Origin of the sequence: Geotalea uraniireducens (assembly GCF_027943965.1) — a bacterium.
In the GTDB taxonomy this organism is placed as follows: domain Bacteria; phylum Desulfobacterota; class Desulfuromonadia; order Geobacterales; family Geobacteraceae; genus Geobacter; species Geobacter uraniireducens.
Genome location: NZ_AP027151.1, coordinates 3,032,025 through 3,049,853 on the forward strand (window position 1 = coordinate 3,032,025; position 17,829 = coordinate 3,049,853).

General features: G+C 62.6%; 17 protein-coding genes and 1 riboswitch. Of the genes, 5 read left to right on the forward strand and 12 right to left on the reverse strand.

Annotation, left to right across the window (positions count from 1 at the left end; translation table 11 throughout):
* Window positions 1-13: 13 nt before the first annotated feature.
* The 5 genes from QMN23_RS14100 to QMN23_RS14120 all read right to left on the reverse strand — a co-directional run bounded on the left by QMN23_RS14100 (window position 14) and on the right by QMN23_RS14120 (window position 4,932).
* The gene (locus QMN23_RS14100) at window positions 14-853 is read right to left on the reverse strand and encodes a substrate-binding domain-containing protein (protein ID WP_281999969.1); all 840 of its coding nucleotides are present in this window, start codon (window positions 851-853) and stop codon (window positions 14-16) included.
* On the reverse strand, window positions 850-2,160 hold the full coding sequence (locus QMN23_RS14105) for a sensor histidine kinase (protein ID WP_281999970.1): 1,311 nt from the start codon (window positions 2,158-2,160) through the stop codon (window positions 850-852). The genes QMN23_RS14100 and QMN23_RS14105 overlap by 4 nt, the downstream gene beginning before the upstream one ends.
* 124 nt (window positions 2,161-2,284) lie before the next feature.
* Entirely contained in the window at window positions 2,285-3,328 is a 1,044-nt protein-coding gene (locus QMN23_RS14110) for an AI-2E family transporter (protein WP_281999971.1), read from the reverse strand.
* A gap of 4 nt (window positions 3,329-3,332) precedes the next feature.
* Complete coding sequence (locus QMN23_RS14115; RefSeq protein ID WP_281999972.1) at window positions 3,333-4,376, reverse strand: AI-2E family transporter; 1,044 nt, start codon at window positions 4,374-4,376, stop codon at window positions 3,333-3,335.
* Between the two features lie 118 nt (window positions 4,377-4,494).
* Window positions 4,495-4,932 (reverse strand): UPF0158 family protein, encoded by a 438-nt coding sequence (locus QMN23_RS14120; RefSeq protein WP_281999973.1) that lies wholly within the window; start codon window positions 4,930-4,932, stop codon window positions 4,495-4,497.
* Between the two features lie 94 nt (window positions 4,933-5,026).
* Here QMN23_RS14120 and QMN23_RS14125 point away from each other — a divergent pair, with 94 nt between their 5' ends.
* Window positions 5,027-5,779, forward strand: a complete 753-nt coding sequence (locus QMN23_RS14125) for a UDP-2,3-diacylglucosamine diphosphatase (RefSeq protein WP_281999974.1) — start codon at window positions 5,027-5,029, stop codon at window positions 5,777-5,779.
* Here the strand turns inward: QMN23_RS14125 and QMN23_RS14130 are convergent.
* The 5 genes from QMN23_RS14130 to QMN23_RS14150 form a co-directional block, all read right to left on the reverse strand.
* On the reverse strand, window positions 5,731-5,988 hold the full coding sequence (locus tag QMN23_RS14130) for a YkgJ family cysteine cluster protein (RefSeq protein WP_281999975.1): 258 nt from the start codon (window positions 5,986-5,988) through the stop codon (window positions 5,731-5,733). The two genes, QMN23_RS14125 and QMN23_RS14130, sit on opposite strands and share 49 nt — an antisense overlap.
* A gap of 31 nt (window positions 5,989-6,019) precedes the next feature.
* On the reverse strand, window positions 6,020-7,363 hold the full coding sequence (locus QMN23_RS14135) for a penicillin-binding transpeptidase domain-containing protein (protein WP_281999976.1): 1,344 nt from the start codon (window positions 7,361-7,363) through the stop codon (window positions 6,020-6,022).
* A 130-nt stretch (window positions 7,364-7,493) separates the two neighbouring features.
* Window positions 7,494-8,855: a YhjD/YihY/BrkB family envelope integrity protein gene (locus tag QMN23_RS14140; protein WP_281999977.1), complete on the reverse strand. Its 1,362-nt coding sequence runs from the start codon at window positions 8,853-8,855 to the stop codon at window positions 7,494-7,496.
* Between the two features lie 73 nt (window positions 8,856-8,928).
* A complete protein-coding gene (locus tag QMN23_RS14145; RefSeq protein WP_281999978.1) occupies window positions 8,929-9,243 on the reverse strand; it encodes a YtxH domain-containing protein in 315 nt (104 codons plus the stop codon).
* Window positions 9,244-9,248: 5 nt separating this feature from the next.
* Window positions 9,249-9,638: a DUF948 domain-containing protein gene (locus QMN23_RS14150; RefSeq protein ID WP_281999979.1), complete on the reverse strand. Its 390-nt coding sequence runs from the start codon at window positions 9,636-9,638 to the stop codon at window positions 9,249-9,251.
* Between the two features lie 281 nt (window positions 9,639-9,919).
* Window positions 9,920-10,021: riboswitch (SAM riboswitch) on the forward strand.
* A gap of 100 nt (window positions 10,022-10,121) precedes the next feature.
* Between QMN23_RS14150 and metX the strand changes: the two genes are divergently transcribed.
* The 4 genes from metX to QMN23_RS14170 all read left to right on the forward strand — a co-directional run bounded on the left by metX (window position 10,122) and on the right by QMN23_RS14170 (window position 16,844).
* Entirely contained in the window at window positions 10,122-11,225 is a 1,104-nt protein-coding gene (metX, locus tag QMN23_RS14155) for a homoserine O-acetyltransferase MetX (protein ID WP_281999980.1), read from the forward strand.
* Window positions 11,226-11,286: 61 nt separating this feature from the next.
* Window positions 11,287-12,042: a GPMC system MBL fold metallohydrolase gene (locus QMN23_RS14160; protein WP_281999981.1), complete on the forward strand. Its 756-nt coding sequence runs from the start codon at window positions 11,287-11,289 to the stop codon at window positions 12,040-12,042.
* A 61-nt stretch (window positions 12,043-12,103) separates the two neighbouring features.
* The gene (locus QMN23_RS14165) at window positions 12,104-13,948 is read left to right on the forward strand and encodes a TIGR04442 family protein (protein WP_281999982.1); all 1,845 of its coding nucleotides are present in this window, start codon (window positions 12,104-12,106) and stop codon (window positions 13,946-13,948) included.
* Window positions 13,949-14,033: 85 nt separating this feature from the next.
* Window positions 14,034-16,844, forward strand: a complete 2,811-nt coding sequence (locus QMN23_RS14170) for a GPMC system transcriptional regulator (RefSeq protein WP_281999983.1) — start codon at window positions 14,034-14,036, stop codon at window positions 16,842-16,844.
* A gap of 67 nt (window positions 16,845-16,911) precedes the next feature.
* Here the strand turns inward: QMN23_RS14170 and QMN23_RS14175 are convergent, their stop codons facing one another.
* On the reverse strand, window positions 16,912-17,064 hold the full coding sequence (locus QMN23_RS14175; RefSeq protein ID WP_281999984.1) for a hypothetical protein: 153 nt from the start codon (window positions 17,062-17,064) through the stop codon (window positions 16,912-16,914).
* A gap of 218 nt (window positions 17,065-17,282) precedes the next feature.
* Window positions 17,283-17,483 carry a cold-shock protein gene (locus tag QMN23_RS14180; RefSeq protein ID WP_281999985.1) on the reverse strand — a complete coding sequence of 67 codons (201 nt, stop codon included), beginning with the start codon at window positions 17,481-17,483 and terminating at the stop codon, window positions 17,283-17,285.
* Window positions 17,484-17,829 lie beyond the last annotated feature (346 nt).

Here is a 17,829-nt window from a genome sequence, read left to right on the forward strand (position 1 = left end):
CGGTACCGTCGGTTCAGCGCGGCAGGTACCGGTACTGCTGGAGAATCCGGGCGCCCTCTTTCCCCTTGGTGAAGTCGATAAATTGCTGCGCCTCGGGGGGAAGCCGGTCGCTGCGGTAGACGAAGGCCAGCTCTTTCACCAGCGGGTAGCTGCCGTTCAGGGCATTTTCCAGGGTCGGCGCCACACCGTTCAACAGCAACGGCTTCACCGTGTATCCCTCGGCGGCGATCTGGCCGATATCGGAAATGCCGAGAGAATCGCGGATGGTGGCGACGGCCTTCAGCATCTCCTGGTCGGAGTAGAGCACGTACCAGTAATGCCCGGCCATGCTTTCCCGGTACGCTTCGCCGAAGCCGGGAAGCCTGGCGGCAAGGAGCAGGATCGCCGTTTCCTGCTGCTCACGGGTCAGAACAACGATCTTCCGGCCGTTCCGCCAGGTGGTCTTCTTCCCCCGGTAAATCGCGTTCAGTTCCGCCGTCGTCAACCCGTCGTCCGGCACTGAGGCGTCGGTAACTATCGCCTGGGCGGTAAGGGCAAAGGGGACGTAACAGAGGCCGCCGGCCTGTTCCGCCGGGGTCAGCCGCCGGGCCACCATGCCGAGCGAGATCGCGCCGGCGCTGGCAGCGGCAATCCCACCCCGGGAGCCAATGCTGGCAGGAATCTCCACGTGGATTGCCGGATGCAGCGTCTCGAAGCGTTTCACCAGCTGCCGGGCAATCGCCACCCCGCTCCCCGAACCGGCAACAACGATCGTCGTCGGTTGCGCCGCGCCGGCACCCGCCGCCAGCAGGCCGACCAGCAGCAAGGTCGCGACGGTGATAATCCCGGCAGCTGTCGGGCCGCTTCTCCTCATGCAATCTCCCCGGGGTCGGGCGGGGAGCCGAGCGTAAACCAGAAGGTCGCCCCCGCGTCGGGACGGCTCTCCGCCCAAATCCGCCCCCCGTGGCGGTGGACGATCCGCTGCACCGTCGCCAGACCAATCCCGGTGCCTTCGAACTGTTCCTGGCGGTGAAAACGCTGGAACGGCGCAAAGAGCCGGCCGGCAGTCTCCGTATCGAAGCCGACGCCGTTATCCCGGACGAAGAAGTGCTTCCCTCCCGTAGCCGGGACGGCACCGACGGCGATCACCGGCGCCTCGGCATCGCGGGTGAATTTCCAGGCATTGCCGAGCAGGTTTTCCAGCAGGTTGCGCAACAGGTGGGGATCGCCGGTAACCCCGAGGCCGCGGGAAATCCGGAACGCAACCTGCCGCTCCGGGGTGCTGCGGGCAAGCTCGGCGGCAATCTCCCGGGCAATGGCCGACAGGTCGACCGGCTCGGAACGGAGCGCCCCGCCGGTGAGCCGAGACAGGCCGAGCATGGCTTCGACCAGTTCGGTCATCCGCTGGCCCGCGGCGCCGATCCGCGACAGGTAATGCCGGGCCTCCGGTTCGAGCCGGCAGCCGAAATCCTCGTCGAAGGCAGCGACGTAGCTGACGATATGCCGGAGCGGCGCCCGGAGATCGTGGGAGATCGAATGGCTGAACGCTTCGAGCTCGCCGTTGGCGGCCTGCAGCTGAGCGGTCCGTTCCGCCACCCGCTGCTCCAGCCTGCCGTGCAGGCCGCGGACGTTTTCTTCGAGCCGCCCGACGACCCGGAGCGGGTATTTGTAGATGACGAGGGTGAACAGCGTGGCAACGACCGACGAGAAGAGGAACGAAAAAAAGGCCAGCCGCATCGCCGTATCGGCCGCGACGGCAATCTGGACCCGGCCGGCCGGTTCGCGGTTGAAGATAATCGGCGCTTCGCCGGCGACCGTCAACCGGGACGACACCGGGGAGTCCCCGTCGTCAACCGTCTGGGAGAGAACCGGCTGCCCCTCTTCATCGAAAACCCGGACGGCGACGATCCCCCGGTACGGGACGAAATCGTAGATGATCTGGTCGTACTTATGTACCTGGTACTTCCAGAGGGTCCGGTTCTCCAGCACCACCCGGCGGAGCCGCTCGGCCAGCTCTTGGGCGTAGATATTGGCCTGCCGCTGCAGCGAATGGTGCTCCAGCAGGCCGTACAGCGCCGGGAAGCCGACGCTGATCAGCACCCCGAGGACGAGAGCAACCGGGAAGAGGCGCCGGGCAAGGCTCCTGGTGATGGTGAGTTTTGGGCCGTCGTCCCGCTTCATCGAGCAGGCAATCCCGACCACGCCGGGGCGCCGGTCAGTTTCGGCCCCCTTGAAAACATGCTCAGCATCGACACTCCTTATCGCAAAATCCCCGCCCGCATGCCGGGCGGGAGAAACAGGCGCGCTACTTGCCCGCAAAAAGGCTCTTGTGCAGCTCTCCGGCACCGATCTTGACGATGGCGGCCACCGGGATGGCCAGCACCACCCCCCAGAATCCCATCAGCTCCGCCAGCGCCATCAGGGCGAAGATCACTGCCAGCGGATTCAGTTTCAGGGTCCCGCGCATCAACAGCGGCTTGATCAGGTTCCCCTCGATGATCACATTGATCACGAAATAGGCGACGCAGACCTTCGGGATCACCATCAGGTCGCCGGTCTGCGCATAGCCGAGCAGGGCCGGAGGGATCATCGCCACCAGCACCCCGATGAAGGGGACCAGCGAGGCGAAACCGGCAACGAAGCCGTTCAGCAGCGGGAACTCGATACCGAGCAAGAGCAGCGCTCCCGATGTCAGCAGGCCGACCAGCAGACAGTCGAACAACTGGGCGAGGACGAACCGTTCGAGCGATTGCTTGATCCGGCCGCCGATCTCCCGGAAGGCCGGCCGCTCCCGGTGGGGGAGACAGCGGAGGAGCAGATCCTTGAACAGGTCCTTGTAGTAGAGCATGAAAAAGACCAGGATCGGCGCCAGGATCAGGTTGAACAGGCCGAAAAAGGCCCGGGTCAGTTGCTGGTACCCCTTGCCGGACAGCTCGCCGGCAACCTTCTGCAGCGACTCCTGGGCCCGGGCCACCAACCAGGCCCCTTCGTTCCCCCCGTAATAGGGGGCCAGCCGTTCCTTCATCCCGTCCAGGACCAGCTGCAGGTTCCGGACGTAGCGGGGAACCGCCTGAGGAAAGGCCTCCAGCTGGTGGCGCAGGTAGGGGACCAGCACGAACAGCGAATAGAAGATCGCCACGCCGATGGCGAGATAGATGACGGCAATGGCCGGCAGCCGGCCGAGCCCCTTCCGTTCCAGGTACTTCAACAGTGGATTCAGCAGATAGGCAATGACCAGGGCGGTCAGAAACGCCGAGAGGCTATGCCGGGCGAAATGGCTGGCCAACAGCACCGCAGCGAAGACCCCGGTGATGAACCAGGCGATATGGGCGGCGTCGCGGGAACGCATCGGCCTAGTGCCGGTGCAGCTCGCCGCGCCGGATGTAGTCGGAGACGATCCGGGCAGCGGCAGCGATCGGGATGGCGAGGAGAATCCCCCAGAACCCCATCAGCTCGCCGAACGCCATGACCACGATAATGGTCACCAGCGGATTGAGGTTCATCGACTCCTTGAAGACCAGGGGTTTCACCAGGTACCCCTCGAGGAAGTAGATGACCGCGAAGGCACCCAGCACCTTGAGCAGGACCACGCCGCTCTGGTATTGCACGTAGGCGAAAAAGAGCGGCGGCAGGGTCGCCAGGATCACGCCGATGAACGGCAGTACTGAAGCCAGGCCGGCAAAGATGCCGTTGAAGATCGGATAGTCGATACCGAGGAGAATGAGCGCCAAGGTGGCAAAGAGCGCGACAATCGCCGAAACCACCAGCTGGCCGCGGATGTAGCCGCCGATGCTCGAATTGATCTCCCGCCCCAGGGCAATGAGGGCGTCGCGGCGGGAATGGGGCAGCCAGCGGATAATCCCCTCCTTGATCGACTCCTTGTAGTAGAGCATGAAGAAGACCAGGATCGGCGCCAGGACCAGGTTGAAGAGATTGAACACGAACCCCGCCGCCGCTTCGTAGACGCTACTCCCCAACGTCGCCAGGAGCTTGTCCATCTGGCCGCCCGCCGTATCGAACAGCCAGCGCCATTCCTCCATCGCATAACGGGGAACGAGCTGGCTTTTCCAGGTCAGGACGATCGCCTTCCCTTTCTGCAGGTAGACCGGCAACCCGGTGATGAACGCCTCCCAGCGGAGGCTGATGAACGGGACGAAAATGACGAAGAAGAAGATCGAAAAGAGAGTCAACAGGAGATAGAGACAGATGATCCCCCAGACCCGCCGCACCTTGCGCCGTTCCAGCAGGACGACGACCGGATCGAGGAGGTAGGCGATCACGAAAGAGAGAAGAAAGCAGGAGACGGTATGCTGCATCGCATAACCGGCGGCAATGACCGCGCCGACGATCAGGGCCGTCACCACGACCCTGTTCACTACCGGCGTCTCTTCTCCCATCGGCTTCTCCCTCGCCGTTCCCCATGGCGCGCCGACCTCGGCCGACGGGGGAAACGACACATCACGGAACGTTCGCCCGCCGTATCGGCGGACAACCTGCAAGGCTTTGCCGCGGCAGCTAGAAATCGTCCGCGGCGGCAAAGAGATCGTGTTCTTCCAGCCAGCGCTGAATCCGGTCGGAAATCAGCGTCTCCTTGAGCGTCAGGTAGCGGTCGAACTCTTCGGGATAAAACGACAGGATCTCGTCGAGGCGGCCGAACGGTTTCTTCCCTTCATAGGCCCGCTCCAGCACCTCTTTCAGCCCGTCGTTCTCCAGGTTCTTGATGAATTCGTAGATCAGGAGCCGCTCCTGCTCGTAATCGAAGCCGGGAATCCGAAGGAATCGCTCGTTCTGGGCCTCGATCTCCTCCCAGAATTCATCGTCGTCGTAATCGGTGGGGATGGCGAAAATTTCGCCCGTCTCCCGGTCGAGAAAAAAGAATTCCTCGATATCCGGATTGTCAAACGCCTCCAGGAGATCGTCCCAGAGAATCTCCACATCCCGCATAAATCCCATAGTCGCTGCGTCTCCGGCGGACGAGCCATCCGGCCTGCGGATGCCCGGTCGCCATCGCCTTTACCTTTCGCTGCATTTTCGCTATAGTGCCGCCATGCATGCAATATTCATCGCCGACGCCCACCTTCGCCGGAAGGATGACGAAAACTACCGGCTGCTGCTGGAATTTCTCGCCGGGCTGCGCGGCTCGATCGACATCCTGTACATCCTCGGCGATCTGTTCGAGTTCTGGATCGGTTACGAGCGGACCCCCTACCCCCACTACCTGCCGGTGCTGGAAAAGCTGCAGGAACTGCGGGAGAGCGGGATCGAAATCGTCTACTTCGAAGGGAACCACGACTTCCACCTGGGGCCGGACTTCACCGGGCGACTCGGGGTCCGGGTCTATCCCGAGCCGGCAACCGTCGTGCTCGACGGGCGGCGGGTCCACCTCTGCCACGGCGACGAAGTGAACCGCCGCGATTACCCCTACCGTCTGCTGCGGTCGGTCCTGCACGGCAGGCTGATCCGGGCGCTCACCCGGGTGGTTCCCCCGGCCGTCGCGGCGGAGATCGCCGAACGGATGGGGCGCAAGAGCAAGCAGAACCATCAGCGGCGGCAGCACAAGTGGGATTACGCCGCCCTGCTCCGCGCCTACGCCGCCGAGCGGTTTGCCGAGGGGTGCGACGTGGTGATCTCCGGCCACTTCCACCTGCCGCTCATCGAGGGGGACGGCGGCCACACCCTGCTCTGCCTCGGCGACTGGCTTACCCACTATACCTACGGCGAATGGCGCGACGGCGTCCTTACCCTCCGCAGCTACCGGGAGGAGTGCCGAGCCGGCGACAGGTCGAACAGCGCCAGGTAGTTCGCCACCCGCTCTTCCAGAGTCGGTGCGGCAATCTGCCGGCAGAGTTCGTCGGGCCGGTAGCTCCGGCAGACCGCTGGCCGGTCGGGATAGATCGCACAGCGCAACTGCTCATCGAGATGACGGCAGCGTTGTCCGAGCGGTTTACCGAGGGCGGCGATATCCGGCGCCGTGCAGCAGGTCCCGCACTGCCGGCAGGCCGTCACCATCGGGACGCCCCTTCCCCGCCGCCAGCCCATCTCACTTGAAGAACGCCTCCAGCGCCTGCTCACCAACGTAGGACGCCTTGATCTTCCATTTGTCCTGGTTGATCACCAGTGCCACCAGGGCGATCTGCGGTTCGTCGACCGGCGCGAAGGCCGCGAACCAGTTGTAATGCCCCTGGGGGTCGGTACCGTTGATCGAGCCGGTCTTGGCGGCAACGGTAATGTCGGCGAGTTTCGGCCGGCCGCGCCGGTCATGGAAGGCCCGCCGGGAAGTCCCCTTGCTGACGGTGGCCGACATCATCTTGGTCAGTTGGGCGGCAACCTCCGGAGAGACGATGTTCCGCAACACCTTCGGCCGGGAGCTGAAGGTCACCCCCCCCTTGCTGTCCCGAATCTCGTCCACCAAGGCCGGCGCCAGCATGGTGCCGCCATTGGCGATGGCGGCCATCATCACCGCCGCATGCACCGGCGAAATCTTTACCTCGCGGCCAAGTCCGGCCCCCATCAGCCGCAAGTCGTCGTCGGTCCGCGGATACTCGGCCTTGCTCGGCTCAACCGGCGTGCCGGGCAGGAGCAGGTGGTTGAAGCCGAACCGCTCGGCACAACGCAGAACCGACTCGCGGCCCGCGATATCGCAGGCCAGCCGGCCGAACACCGGGTTGACCGACTTGCTCATCGCCGTAGTCAGGTCCATCTCCTGGGCACCGCGGCGCGGCAGGGAGCTCCAGTAGCGGGAGCTCTCGGAATAGAGGCCGCCGCGGAACGGGATGACCGTTTCGGGGGTCACCTTCTTCTGTTCGAGGGCCGCCGTAGCGGTAATGATCTTGAACAGCGAGGCCATCGGGTAGACCGAATAGAAGGCCCGCTGTTCCCATTCGGGAGCGACCGCCGAGTGGGCGGCCATCGCCAGCACCTTGCCGGTCTTCGGCTCGATGGCGACAAAAACCCCGTACGGCACGCGGAACTGGGAAAAGACATCCTGGACCCGCTGCTGGACCGCCTCATCGATGGCATAGACCACCGTCCCGCCGTCGGGGAGCGGCGCTTCGAGATGGCCGTCAGTGAACCGGGCGCTCCCCATGACGCTGGAAGCCAGCTGGAACGAACTGAAGGGATCGAGGCTCCCCGGTGCAAGCATGCCGGGGCGCGGTTCCTCGCGAACGCTGGAGACCGCCGGTCGACTCGAAAAAAGCAGTGAAAAGACCGGATAGGCGACCAGCAGCGAGGCGATAAGCGGCAGCAGCAGCCGTAACCGCTTCTTTTTCTGCGGCGGTTCGATCAGGCTTTTGTAGGTATTGCGGGGAGAGGGATTCCGGGAGGCGAAGAGCGACGACAGGGGAGAACGTTTTTTTTGGCTTAACCGTTTGAAATCTTGCATTTATGTCATTTCGTGCGAAACAGCCGGCCGGGGACTGCCGGGACGATGCGCAACTGCGGAAATCGATTGACGAACCTGTTCGCCACTATATGTTAAAGCCCTCCCTTTGTCAACGCCGCTCCCCGCGAACTTAGCCGTTACGCCCGTCCACCCCGCCGTCCTCCGGCGCATCGCTCCGTCTTTGCACCAGGTCCCGGAACGAAAGCTCGCCGAGGGCATCGGCAACCGTCCCGTCGATCCTTGCGCAGAGTCCGGCCACCAGCGGGTCCTCGGCCCACTCCACAAGCGATGACACCCCATGCGCCTTCACCGAGTCGACCACCTCCCGCACCCGGATGTGCCCCAGCTCCCGGGCCGGCAGATATGTCGGCTCGCCGTCACCGCCGGCCGCCACCCAGCCAGCGCCGATCAGTTGGTCGAGCAACTCCCGCACCATCCGCTCCGGCACCTTGAGCCGTTCGGCCAGCAGCTCGGCGTTCCAGGGGGGGCGATCGGTCCAGAACGCCCAGGCAATCTCCAGCAGCAGCGCCAGCGCCAACTGCTCCCGGACGGCATAGCTCACCGTCGGCGTATGGACCTCCCGGAGCAGGGTGCGCTGATGCTGATGGGCATAGACCACCTCCACGCCGAACAGCACGATCATCCAGCTGGTGTAGAGCCAGACCATGAAGACCGGCAGCACCGCCAGCGTCCCGTAGATGGCGTTGTAACGGGAGACGCCGACCTGGAAATGGATGTAGCCCCACTGGGCCACCTGCCAGACAGTACCGGCGATCAGCCCGCCGATCAGCGCCGAGCGGAAATGCACCTTGGTATTCGGGATAAACACGTAGAGGAAGACCAACGCCAGCCAGATGCTGAGATAGGGGACGAGATGAAAAAGGGAGAGCAACAGCCCGCCGAAATAGCTGGACCCGACCAGCCACTGCACCACCTTCTGGCTCTGCAGGGTGGTGGTGACGCTGACCGCGGCGAACAACAGCACCGGCGCACTGATAATTACGCTGAGATAGTCGCTGAACTTGCGATAGACGGAGCGGGTTTCCCGGACCCCCCAGACGGCGTTGAACGCCTCCTCAATGTTGCCGAGCAGGGTAACGACCGAGACAAGCAGGGTGACCAGGCCGATGGCGCCGAGTGAACCGACCTTGGTGTTGTTGATGTAGGTAACGATCTTGTCGACGATTTCCTGGGAGCCGGCAGCCATCTGGTCGAGGATGAACGGCTCCAGGGTGTTCTGGACGCCAAACCCCTTCAGGACGGCGAAAGCGAGGGCGAACAGGGGGACGATAGAGAGGAGGGTCGAGAAGGTGAGCGCCGACGCCCGCAGCAAGCATTGGTCGTCATAAAAGGCCCGCACCAGCATGACGGCGATTCGAAGATACTTGACTGCCCCCCCCCTGAGCGGGCCGAACGACGACAGCTCCACCTCCCAGAGGGTGTGGGTAAAAAAGCCGGCGATGCCGCCCTTGGTCGTGCGTTCCGGTGCCATGGCCGTTCCCCGCCGCCCGCCAGCATGAAAAAGCCCACGCGGGGGTGGGCTTTTTCACACTAACGGGGAGGATTTACATCTGCCGGTACTTTTCGCGCTCCCGATCCATCGCTTCCTTGCCGGCCTCGATGGCACTGGTGACAATACTCTTCTTCTCCGAGATCAGGTCCTTGGTTTCGTCGTAGGTATCCTTGATCTTGGCCTGGGCTTCCTTGGTGAACCCCTTGATCTTGTCCACCGCCTCGTCGGTCAGGTCCATGATCGACTCGCGCATCTCCCGCCCCGTCTTGGGCGCCAGCAGCAGTCCGAGCCCGGCGCCAACCGCGGCACCGGCGATGAAGGAGAGGAATACGGTCCCGACGCTTACACTTTTGTCTTCATCCGCCATAACGATTACCCCCTTTTTTTGGCAATGCGTTCCGCCAGGAACTTGCCGGCCACCCGGGCGCCGGTCATCCAGACCGACGAAGTGGCGGCCAGGCTGGCCACACTGCTGATCACTGAATTGATGGTCCGGATATTCCGGCCGGTATCGCCGACCGCCTCCATGAACGTCTGCACGTCGTCGACCCGCGCCGCCACCCCCTGGGTGACGATCTTGAGGTCGGCCACCGTCCGCTCCAGTTCGCTGATGACCGGTTTCAGTTCAAGGCGGGTCTGCTCCGCGAAATGCTGTACGCCGAGGGCGGCCTTCCTGATCTCGATCAGGGTGGGGATCATGAAGGCAACCAGAACTACCAGAGCCACGGCCATTATCACAACGGCTATTCCGGCAATTGTCATTCGTACGCACCCTCCGCAGCATGAAAGTCGTCAAAAGTATAAAGCAGGATCATGAAAAAGCAAGGTTTACACCGCTCCATCCGCTGTCGGCACCGGACGACTATACTTCATCGCCCGCCGGTTTGGCAAACGAATAACTCAACACTGGCGCGGTTTTCCACCCGGACGCCCGGGGAGAACATTTCAATTGACAAACGCAGCACCCTCCCGTATTCTTTCATGAAAATCAAATAGATTCGTCCGTTGCGCAGACCGGCCGGTAACCGGCTGCAGACGGAGCTTTCTTATCAAGAGTGGTGGAGGGAAAGGCCCTGCGAAGCCACAGCAACCGGTCCGGCAACGGGCGTCAGGTGCTAAATCCTGCCGAGAGGCGAAGATGAGAAGGTGCTTGAAGATCGGCCAGCCGTCCCTCAGCCCCTTCCCGTCACCGCGGGAAGGGGCTTTTCGTTTCCCGCGCCGCCCGGCCGAGAGCCAAGAGGTCCCATGTCCGTCGGCATCGTCCAAGAACAATCCGTTACCTTCGACCGCGAACTCCGCCTGGAGAGCGGCCGGATCCTCGGGCCGATCACCCTCGTCTACGAGACCTACGGTACCCTCAACGCCGACCGGTCCAACGCGATCATGGTCGCCCATGCCTGGACCGGCAACGCCCACCTGGCGGGGAAGTACAGCGACGACGATCCGAAGCCCGGCTGGTGGGATGCCATCGTCGGCCCCGGCCGGCTGCTCGACACCGACCGCTACTTCGTCATCTGTTCCAACGTCATCGGCTCCTGTTACGGCTCCACCGGCCCGGCATCGCTCAACCCGAAGACCGGCAAGCGCTACAACCTCTCTTTCCCGGTGATCACCGTCCGCGACATGGTCCGGGCCCAGGCGCTCTTGCTCGACCACCTCGGCGTCGACCGCCTCCTCACCGTCCTCGGTGGCAGCATGGGGGGGATGCAGGCCCTCGAATGGGCCACCCAGTTCCCCGAGCGAATCCGCTCGGCGGTGGCGCTGGCCACCACCAGCAAGCCGTCGCCCCAGGCGATCGCCCTCAACGCCATTGCCCGCTGGGCAATCTTCAACGACCCGACCTGGCGCAAGGGAGATTACCGGAAGAACCCGAAGGACGGCCTGGCGCTCGCCCGGGGGATCGGCCACATCGCCTTTCTCTCCGACGAGTCGATGTGGCAGAAGTTCGGTCGGCGTTTCTCCGCCCGGGACGGCCAGTTCGACTTCTTCGGCCAGTTCGAGATCGAGCGCTACCTAAGTTACAACGGCTACAACTTCGTCGACCGTTTCGACGCCAACGCGTTCCTCTATCTGGCCAAGGCCCTCGACCTCTACGACGTCGCCTGGGGATGCGAGTCGCTGGAGGAGGCCTTCGCCCCGGTCCGGGTGCCGCTCCAATTCTTCGCCTTCAGCTCCGACTGGCTCTACCCCCCCTACCAGACCGAAGAGATGGTCGGGGTCCTGCAACGACTCGGCAAGCCGGTCGAGTATCACCTGATCGACTCGGCCTACGGCCACGACGCCTTCCTGCTGGAGCACGAGACCTTCACGCCGCTGGTGCGGGAATTCCTCGAGCGGGTCGCCGGATAATCCCTTGCCGCCCCGCCGGCGGCCGTGCTACCCTTGAGCGATGTCACCGGAAGGCAACGCTATGAAAATCACTATCCTCGGCAGCGGCACCTCGACCGGCGTGCCGATGGTCGGCTGCTCCTGCCCGGTCTGCCTGTCGCCGGACCCGCACGACAAGCGGACCCGGGCCTCCATTCTCATCGAAGCGGCCGGACGGTACATCCTGGTCGACACTTCGCCGGACCTGCGCCGCCAGGCGCTCCGCCACCAGGTTCCCCGGATCGACGCCGTCCTCCTCACCCATCCTCACGCCGACCATATCAACGGCATCGACGATCTGCGCGGCTTTCACTTTATCCACCGCCGGCTGGTCCCCTGTTACGGCAGCAAGGAGACCATGGAAGCGGTCCAGCGGAATTTTTCCTATATCTTCAGCGGCATGGAGGTGGCCGGCTACGCGCCGCTGCTCGACCCCCACGTCGTTACCGAGCCGTTTGGCCTGTTCGGCCACGTGATCACCCCGATCCACCTCTACCACGGCGCCATGCCGGCGACCGGCTACCGGATCGGCGGCGCCGCCTACCTCACCGACTGCAGCCGGATTCCCGAGTCATCGCTGGCGCTGCTCGCCCGGCTCGACCTCCTGATCATCGACGCCCTCCGCTACACCCCCCACGAGAACCATTTCAATATCGACGGGGCGCTGGCGATGGTCGAGCTGCTCAAACCGCAACGGGCCGTGTTGACCCACCTGACCCACGAAGTCCCGTACGGCGACGGCAGCAAGCTGCCGGCCGGGGTCGAATTTGCCTACGACGGGATGGTCCTGACGTTGTAGGGCTTGAATTGTCGCCAGTTTCCCGCTATAAGAGGACATCTCGTTCTGACGGCAGGTGCCCATGCACAAGGACATACGGCTTCACGGACATCTCGGCGGACGGGTCGAATACTACGCCATCGTTGCCGGCGCCGATGCCCACCAGCGTTATTTCTTCAATGCCGCCGAGGGTGAGAACGCCGAACTCCGCTTCTTCTCCCCGGGCAGCGATTTCGTCATCGGCCCCAACGGCATCCGCCACGAGGGGAACGGCGGTTCCTTCTGCGAGTACATGTTCGGCGTCGACCAGCCGGTGGCCGACCTGGCCAAGGGAGACGTCATCAACCGGCTGATCATGTACGGCGCCCACACCGACGAAGAAACCGGGGCGATCCAGTTCAGCGACCGGACCGGCGGCCAGCTCGGCTACGACAAGATCTTTTTCGAAGGCAATGCCGTCGTCAACTACTTCTTCTTCATCTCCTCCGCCCGAGTGACCGGCGCCGCCAGCCGCCAGCAGGAGGACATCGTCAAGCTGATCGGCAAGGCGCTCAAGCGCTCGCCGGCGGTTGGCATCCAAGACGAAAACGCCATCATCGCCGAGGTGATGGAGCAGCTCAACGATCCGAAGGCGCTCTTTTTCCTCTTCAAGCTGATCAACATTCACCACCGCCAGTACCACGACACCTTCCGCCGCCTCTACTTCAGGAGCAAGAAGATCGCCGACGACGATTTCGCCATGCTGACCGAGATCGCCCTCCGTTACGACATCGACCGCTACCAGCAGGAGCGGATCAGGATCGACGTCATGTACAAGCACCCGGCCAACCGGCGGATTGTCGACGAATACAAGAACATCCTGATTTCCTGCCACCGCAAGGGGGAGATCACCATGCTCGAGAACGCCCGGCTCACCCGGCTCAAGACCCTGTCGGTGCGGAACAAGATTCCCGGCGCCCTCTTTTACACCCTCGACGAGATGCTGAAGAACGACAAGGCGGTAATCGCCGCCGAAGAACACAACTATATCACCGAAACCCGCGAAATCCTGGAAGGGCTCTTCCTTCGCGAGCGGAACATCGACGACACCATCGACCGGGACGACGTGGTCAAGCTGCTCTTCGCCAAGAAGCATGCCGCCGAGAACCGCGATCACGCCTTCGAGGAGCTGCTGCTCGACGCCAGCAAGGCCTGCGACGAGAAGATCCGCGACGGCGCCGACATCGCCCTCCTCGAAGGGTTCTCCTACATCATCACCTTCTTCGACCGCTACGATGCCACCTCCCAGGCGATCAACCAGCTGGCCTTCATGGAGAACGTCCGGGTGGGCGAGGAGATGCTGCGCAGCCTGCTCGGCAATAAGGTCGCCTTCGACGCCCTGCGCGCCGGGCTGTTCGAGGAGCTGTTCATCAGCTGCCTGTTCAGCAACAAGTACCTCGGCAGCTACGGCCGGAAGAAGGTCGCCACCCTCGCTGTCGGGCTGAAGGAGATCGAGGGGAACCGGCTGACCATCGCCGCCCTGCTCGACCGGCTGCAGGTAATCGACGGCGAAGAGCGGGTCGCCAACACGGTGCTCGCCTACATCCGGGAACGGATCAGGAATTTCTACTCGAAGTATGCCTCAAAGACCGACAAGGAGGCACTCAAGCGCGAAGTGGTCGAGGAGTTGCGCAGCAAGCGGCTGCTCCGCGAGGAGATCCCGGAACGGCTGTTCGACGAGGCGATCCTGACCATCCAGAAGGAAGCGATCTACCTGCACAACCTCTTCCCCCAGGTAATCGCCGACAGCGACAGCGGCCTGCGGGAGGATTTCCTGGAAAACTCGGGGCTCGACCGCTTCTACGTCGAAGAACTGGAGCGGGAATACTTCGAGCAGAACGACCTCGACATGGAGGAGCTCTACCTGCTCCGCAAGGGGCTTGCCTGACCCCGCACCGCCTCCCCTCTTGACATTTCCGCCCCCGCCCCCGTACACTACCCTCTGAGTGTAAAAAAACTACTCAGAGGTAACCATGACTCCCATCAGCAGCCAGCTGGCCGCGCTTCGCGAGCGAATCGCCGGCTACGGCAAGGAAAACCTCGAAGAGATGCTGCACGCCGTCGCCGAAGGGGTCCGCCTGGTCTCCGGCGAGGAGCGGCTGCGGATTTACCTGGAGGACCTGACCAGGGGGGTGCTCTCCTGTGTCTACGCCTCCGAACCGCTCGCCGAGGCGATCCGGGAGGTCTCCTTCCCAATCATTTCCAGTGACGCCGTGGTATCGAGCGTCTTCGTCTCCCAGTACGCCGCCGAATACCGCACCACGAGGGACAATCCCCACCGGCTCGACCGGGAGTTCGCCCAGCGCTTCGCCATCCAGTCGTCCTACCTGCTGCCGATCGTCAGCCTCGGCAAATCGATCGGCGTGATCTGCATCGACCGAGACCGACCGGGCGAGCTGATCGACGCCCGGAGCAAAACGGTGCTCGGCGAATTCGCCACCGCCGTCGCCGACCGGCTCGACTTTGCCCGGAAATACCACCAGCAGCTGCTGCTGGCCCGGCGGGTCGAGATGTACAAGAAGCGGGAAGCGGCCACCTTCATGGTCCAGTCCGCCGTCCGGCTGATCGACAAGCTGGTGCTCGCCTCGGTGCTGGTGCCGATCACCGGCGCCGACGGCACAACCCATATGGCCATCCTCGCCAGCCATTCGGAGGATCCCCAGCTCAAGGCCATCTACGATGCCCAGGGGGAGATCGCCCTCCGGCGTGGCGCCTCGCTGATCGCCCGCTACCTCGACGACAGCGCGGTGATCACCGACGAGCGGCTGCTCCGGCCGCTGTTCATCACCGACCTGACCGAGCAGGCGTTACAGAAGCGGGCACTGACCGAGGAGATGTCGCTCCGTTCCCTCTACATGGTCCCCCGCTACGAATCGTCGAGCCGCAAGGTGATCTGCCTGGTCAACTACTTCACCCGCGAACTCTACCGCTTCTCCGACTTCGAGATGGGGCTGTTGCAGACCCACGCCGAGATGGCGGAGCGGGTGGTCAACGAGATCGGCGGCGAGCACCTGGAAATCCGGGTGCTCGCCGAGATCACCGAACTTCTCCAGGAGCGGAACGAAGAGCTGCAGCCGTTTCTCACCAAGGTGCTCTCCAAGGCCACCGAGTTGATCGGCGCCGACACCGGCAGCATCGCCATCGTCGAGGAGCGGGACGGGGAAAAGTGGCTGGTGGTGGAAGACGAGGAAGGGACCATCGTCGGCGCCAAGAACAAGGCCTGGCTGAAGAAATATATCCCCCCCTTCCGGATCGGCGGCCCCGAGCTGCCGCCGGAAGAGCGGAGCCTGACCGGCTACGTCGCCTGGTGCCAGCAGCCGAAGATCATCGCCCGGGTCGAGGAAGAGCAGCAGGCCGGCGGCTTCCACCGCTCGATGCACGAGCAGATCAAGAGCGAGATCGCCGTGCCGATCGTCTGCGACGACGAAGTGATCGCCGTCGTCTGCCTCAACTCGCTGAAGCCGGCCTACTTCACCGAAGAGCACAAGCGGATCCTGCAGATCATCGACCGGCTGACCGGCCGGCATATCTCCGACCTGCAACGGATCGAGCGGCTGCAGAGCGAGGTGACCCGGCTGAAATCGGACGTCGCCTACAAGGACCCGCAGATCTCCTCCTACCGGCTCGGCAACATCATCGGCAACAGCCGCAAGGCCCTGGAGATCGTCGAGTTCATCAACACCGTCTCCATCCCGCTCTTCAACCGGATCACCCTCTGGAGCAAGAACGTCCTCCAGGAGGCGACCATCGGCCTGCCGTCGATCCTGGTCCTCGGCCAGACCGGCGCCGGCAAGGAATTCTTTTTCAACAACCTCTACAACAAGCTGAACGAGATGTACCGGGAGAAGATCAACCCGAGCGGTCAGCTGCCGATCAAGAAGACCAACATCGCCGCCTACAGCGGCGAGCTGACCTATTCGGAGCTGTTCGGCCACAAGAAGGGAGCCTTCACCGGCGCCTACAGCGACCGGCGGGGGATTATCGAAGAAGCGCAGGGGGGAATCGTCTTCCTCGACGAGATCGGCGACGCCGACCCGAAGACGCAGGTGCAGTTGCTCCGCTTCCTCGACAACGGCGGCTTTGTCCGGCTCGGCGAGAATCTGGAGCGCTACAGCCGGGTGCTGCTGGTGGCCGCCACCAACAAGGACCTGACCGAAGAGATCCGCCGCGGCAATTTCCGCGAAGACCTCTACCACCGGCTGTCGGAGCTGTCGGTGCGGGTGCCGTCCCTGAACGAGCGGCGGGAGGACATCCCGGATCTGGCGACCCACTTCCTCGGCAAGCTCTACCGCACTTACCGGGGCGAAGAGCCGAAGGAAGACGCGCCGACCCTCACCGAAGAGGCCAAGCAACTACTGATGAACCACCATTACCACGGCAACATCCGCGAGCTGCGGAGCATCCTGCTCCGGGCGCTCTTCTTCCGCCAGGGGAAAGTGCTCACTGCCAGCGACATCCGCAAGGCGCTGGCCGCCGGTATGCGGGAAACCCCGACCGCCAACGCCGCCCAGGAGCTGAACGAGCGGATCGTCGGCGAAATCATGCAGAAGATCGCCAACGGGGCCACCTTCTGGGAAGAGGTCTACGAGCCGTACTCGGCCAATGCCATTTCGCGCGACGTGGTCCGGCTGGTGATCGATCGGAGCCGGGAGGTGGCGGGACGAAGTATGCCGCAGATCGCCCGTTCCCTCCGGGCGGTCGACGGCGATATCGAGGAGAACGACGACGAACGGAAACGCTTCTTCAAATTCAAGAATTTCTTGTACAAGACAGTGAAGATCTAGGCGGGGCAGTTACAGCAGTGATGAAGGGCTGGGGGCGGCATGGCCGTTGCCGCGCCGGCAGCGGCCCTCAGGGAGATTCTTCGTCGGCAGGGGGCTGATCGGGATTTTCCTCGGCAGCCGAACTATTCTTGGCCAGCTTGCGTTGCAGTTTTTCCTCGTTCTTTTTCTTCCGTTCCAATTCCTTTTGCCGCTTTTGCAACTTGAAGTTGGGTTTTGCCATCGCTTCACTCCTTTTGGCCGCAATCCGGTGATCCAGTTCCGGCGCTGCGACATCCAGTCAGCATTACCCGTGCCGCCTTCGGCTTGGCGATGAATCCGTTACCGGTCGACACTTCCAGAAGGAACGACAAGAAAACCGGGCGGCAAACGACTCCGTTTTTCGCGCCAAAAAAAGCCCCGGGTTGCTCCGGGGCTTTTAGGGACGCATGGAGACGAAAATCAGATCTTTCTGACGTTTGCCGCCTGAAGGCCTTTCGGTCCCTTCGTTACTTCAAACGTTACCCTATCGCCTTCAGTAAGGGATTTAAATCCGTCGCCGGTAATGGCGGAGAAATGGCAAAATACATCTTCGCCGTCTTCCTGCTCGAGAAAACCAAACCCTTTGCTGTCGTTGAACCATTTTACCGTACCGTTTACCATGTGCTTACTTTCTCCTAAAACTTCTCGTTGTTTTTACCCAGGAAAAGCCCTGGATTTGAACTACCGTAACAGCTTTGATCGAACAAAGTCAAACTATTAAATTCAGCGCCATTCCGAAAAAACCGCCCCACCTCCAAATAATCACCGAATTAATGCCAGAATCATTGCCAGCGGCAGATTTCACAATAACTTGTGCGGCATATGGCATTTGATTGACATAATGATTTATCGTGGCATCCTATAATATATTTATTATTGATTATTCCATTGCTATTTAACTGGACTATGCGTCATTATAACTAAGCACGGCAATGGACGAGTAATCAATCCTCCCTGGAACGGCACC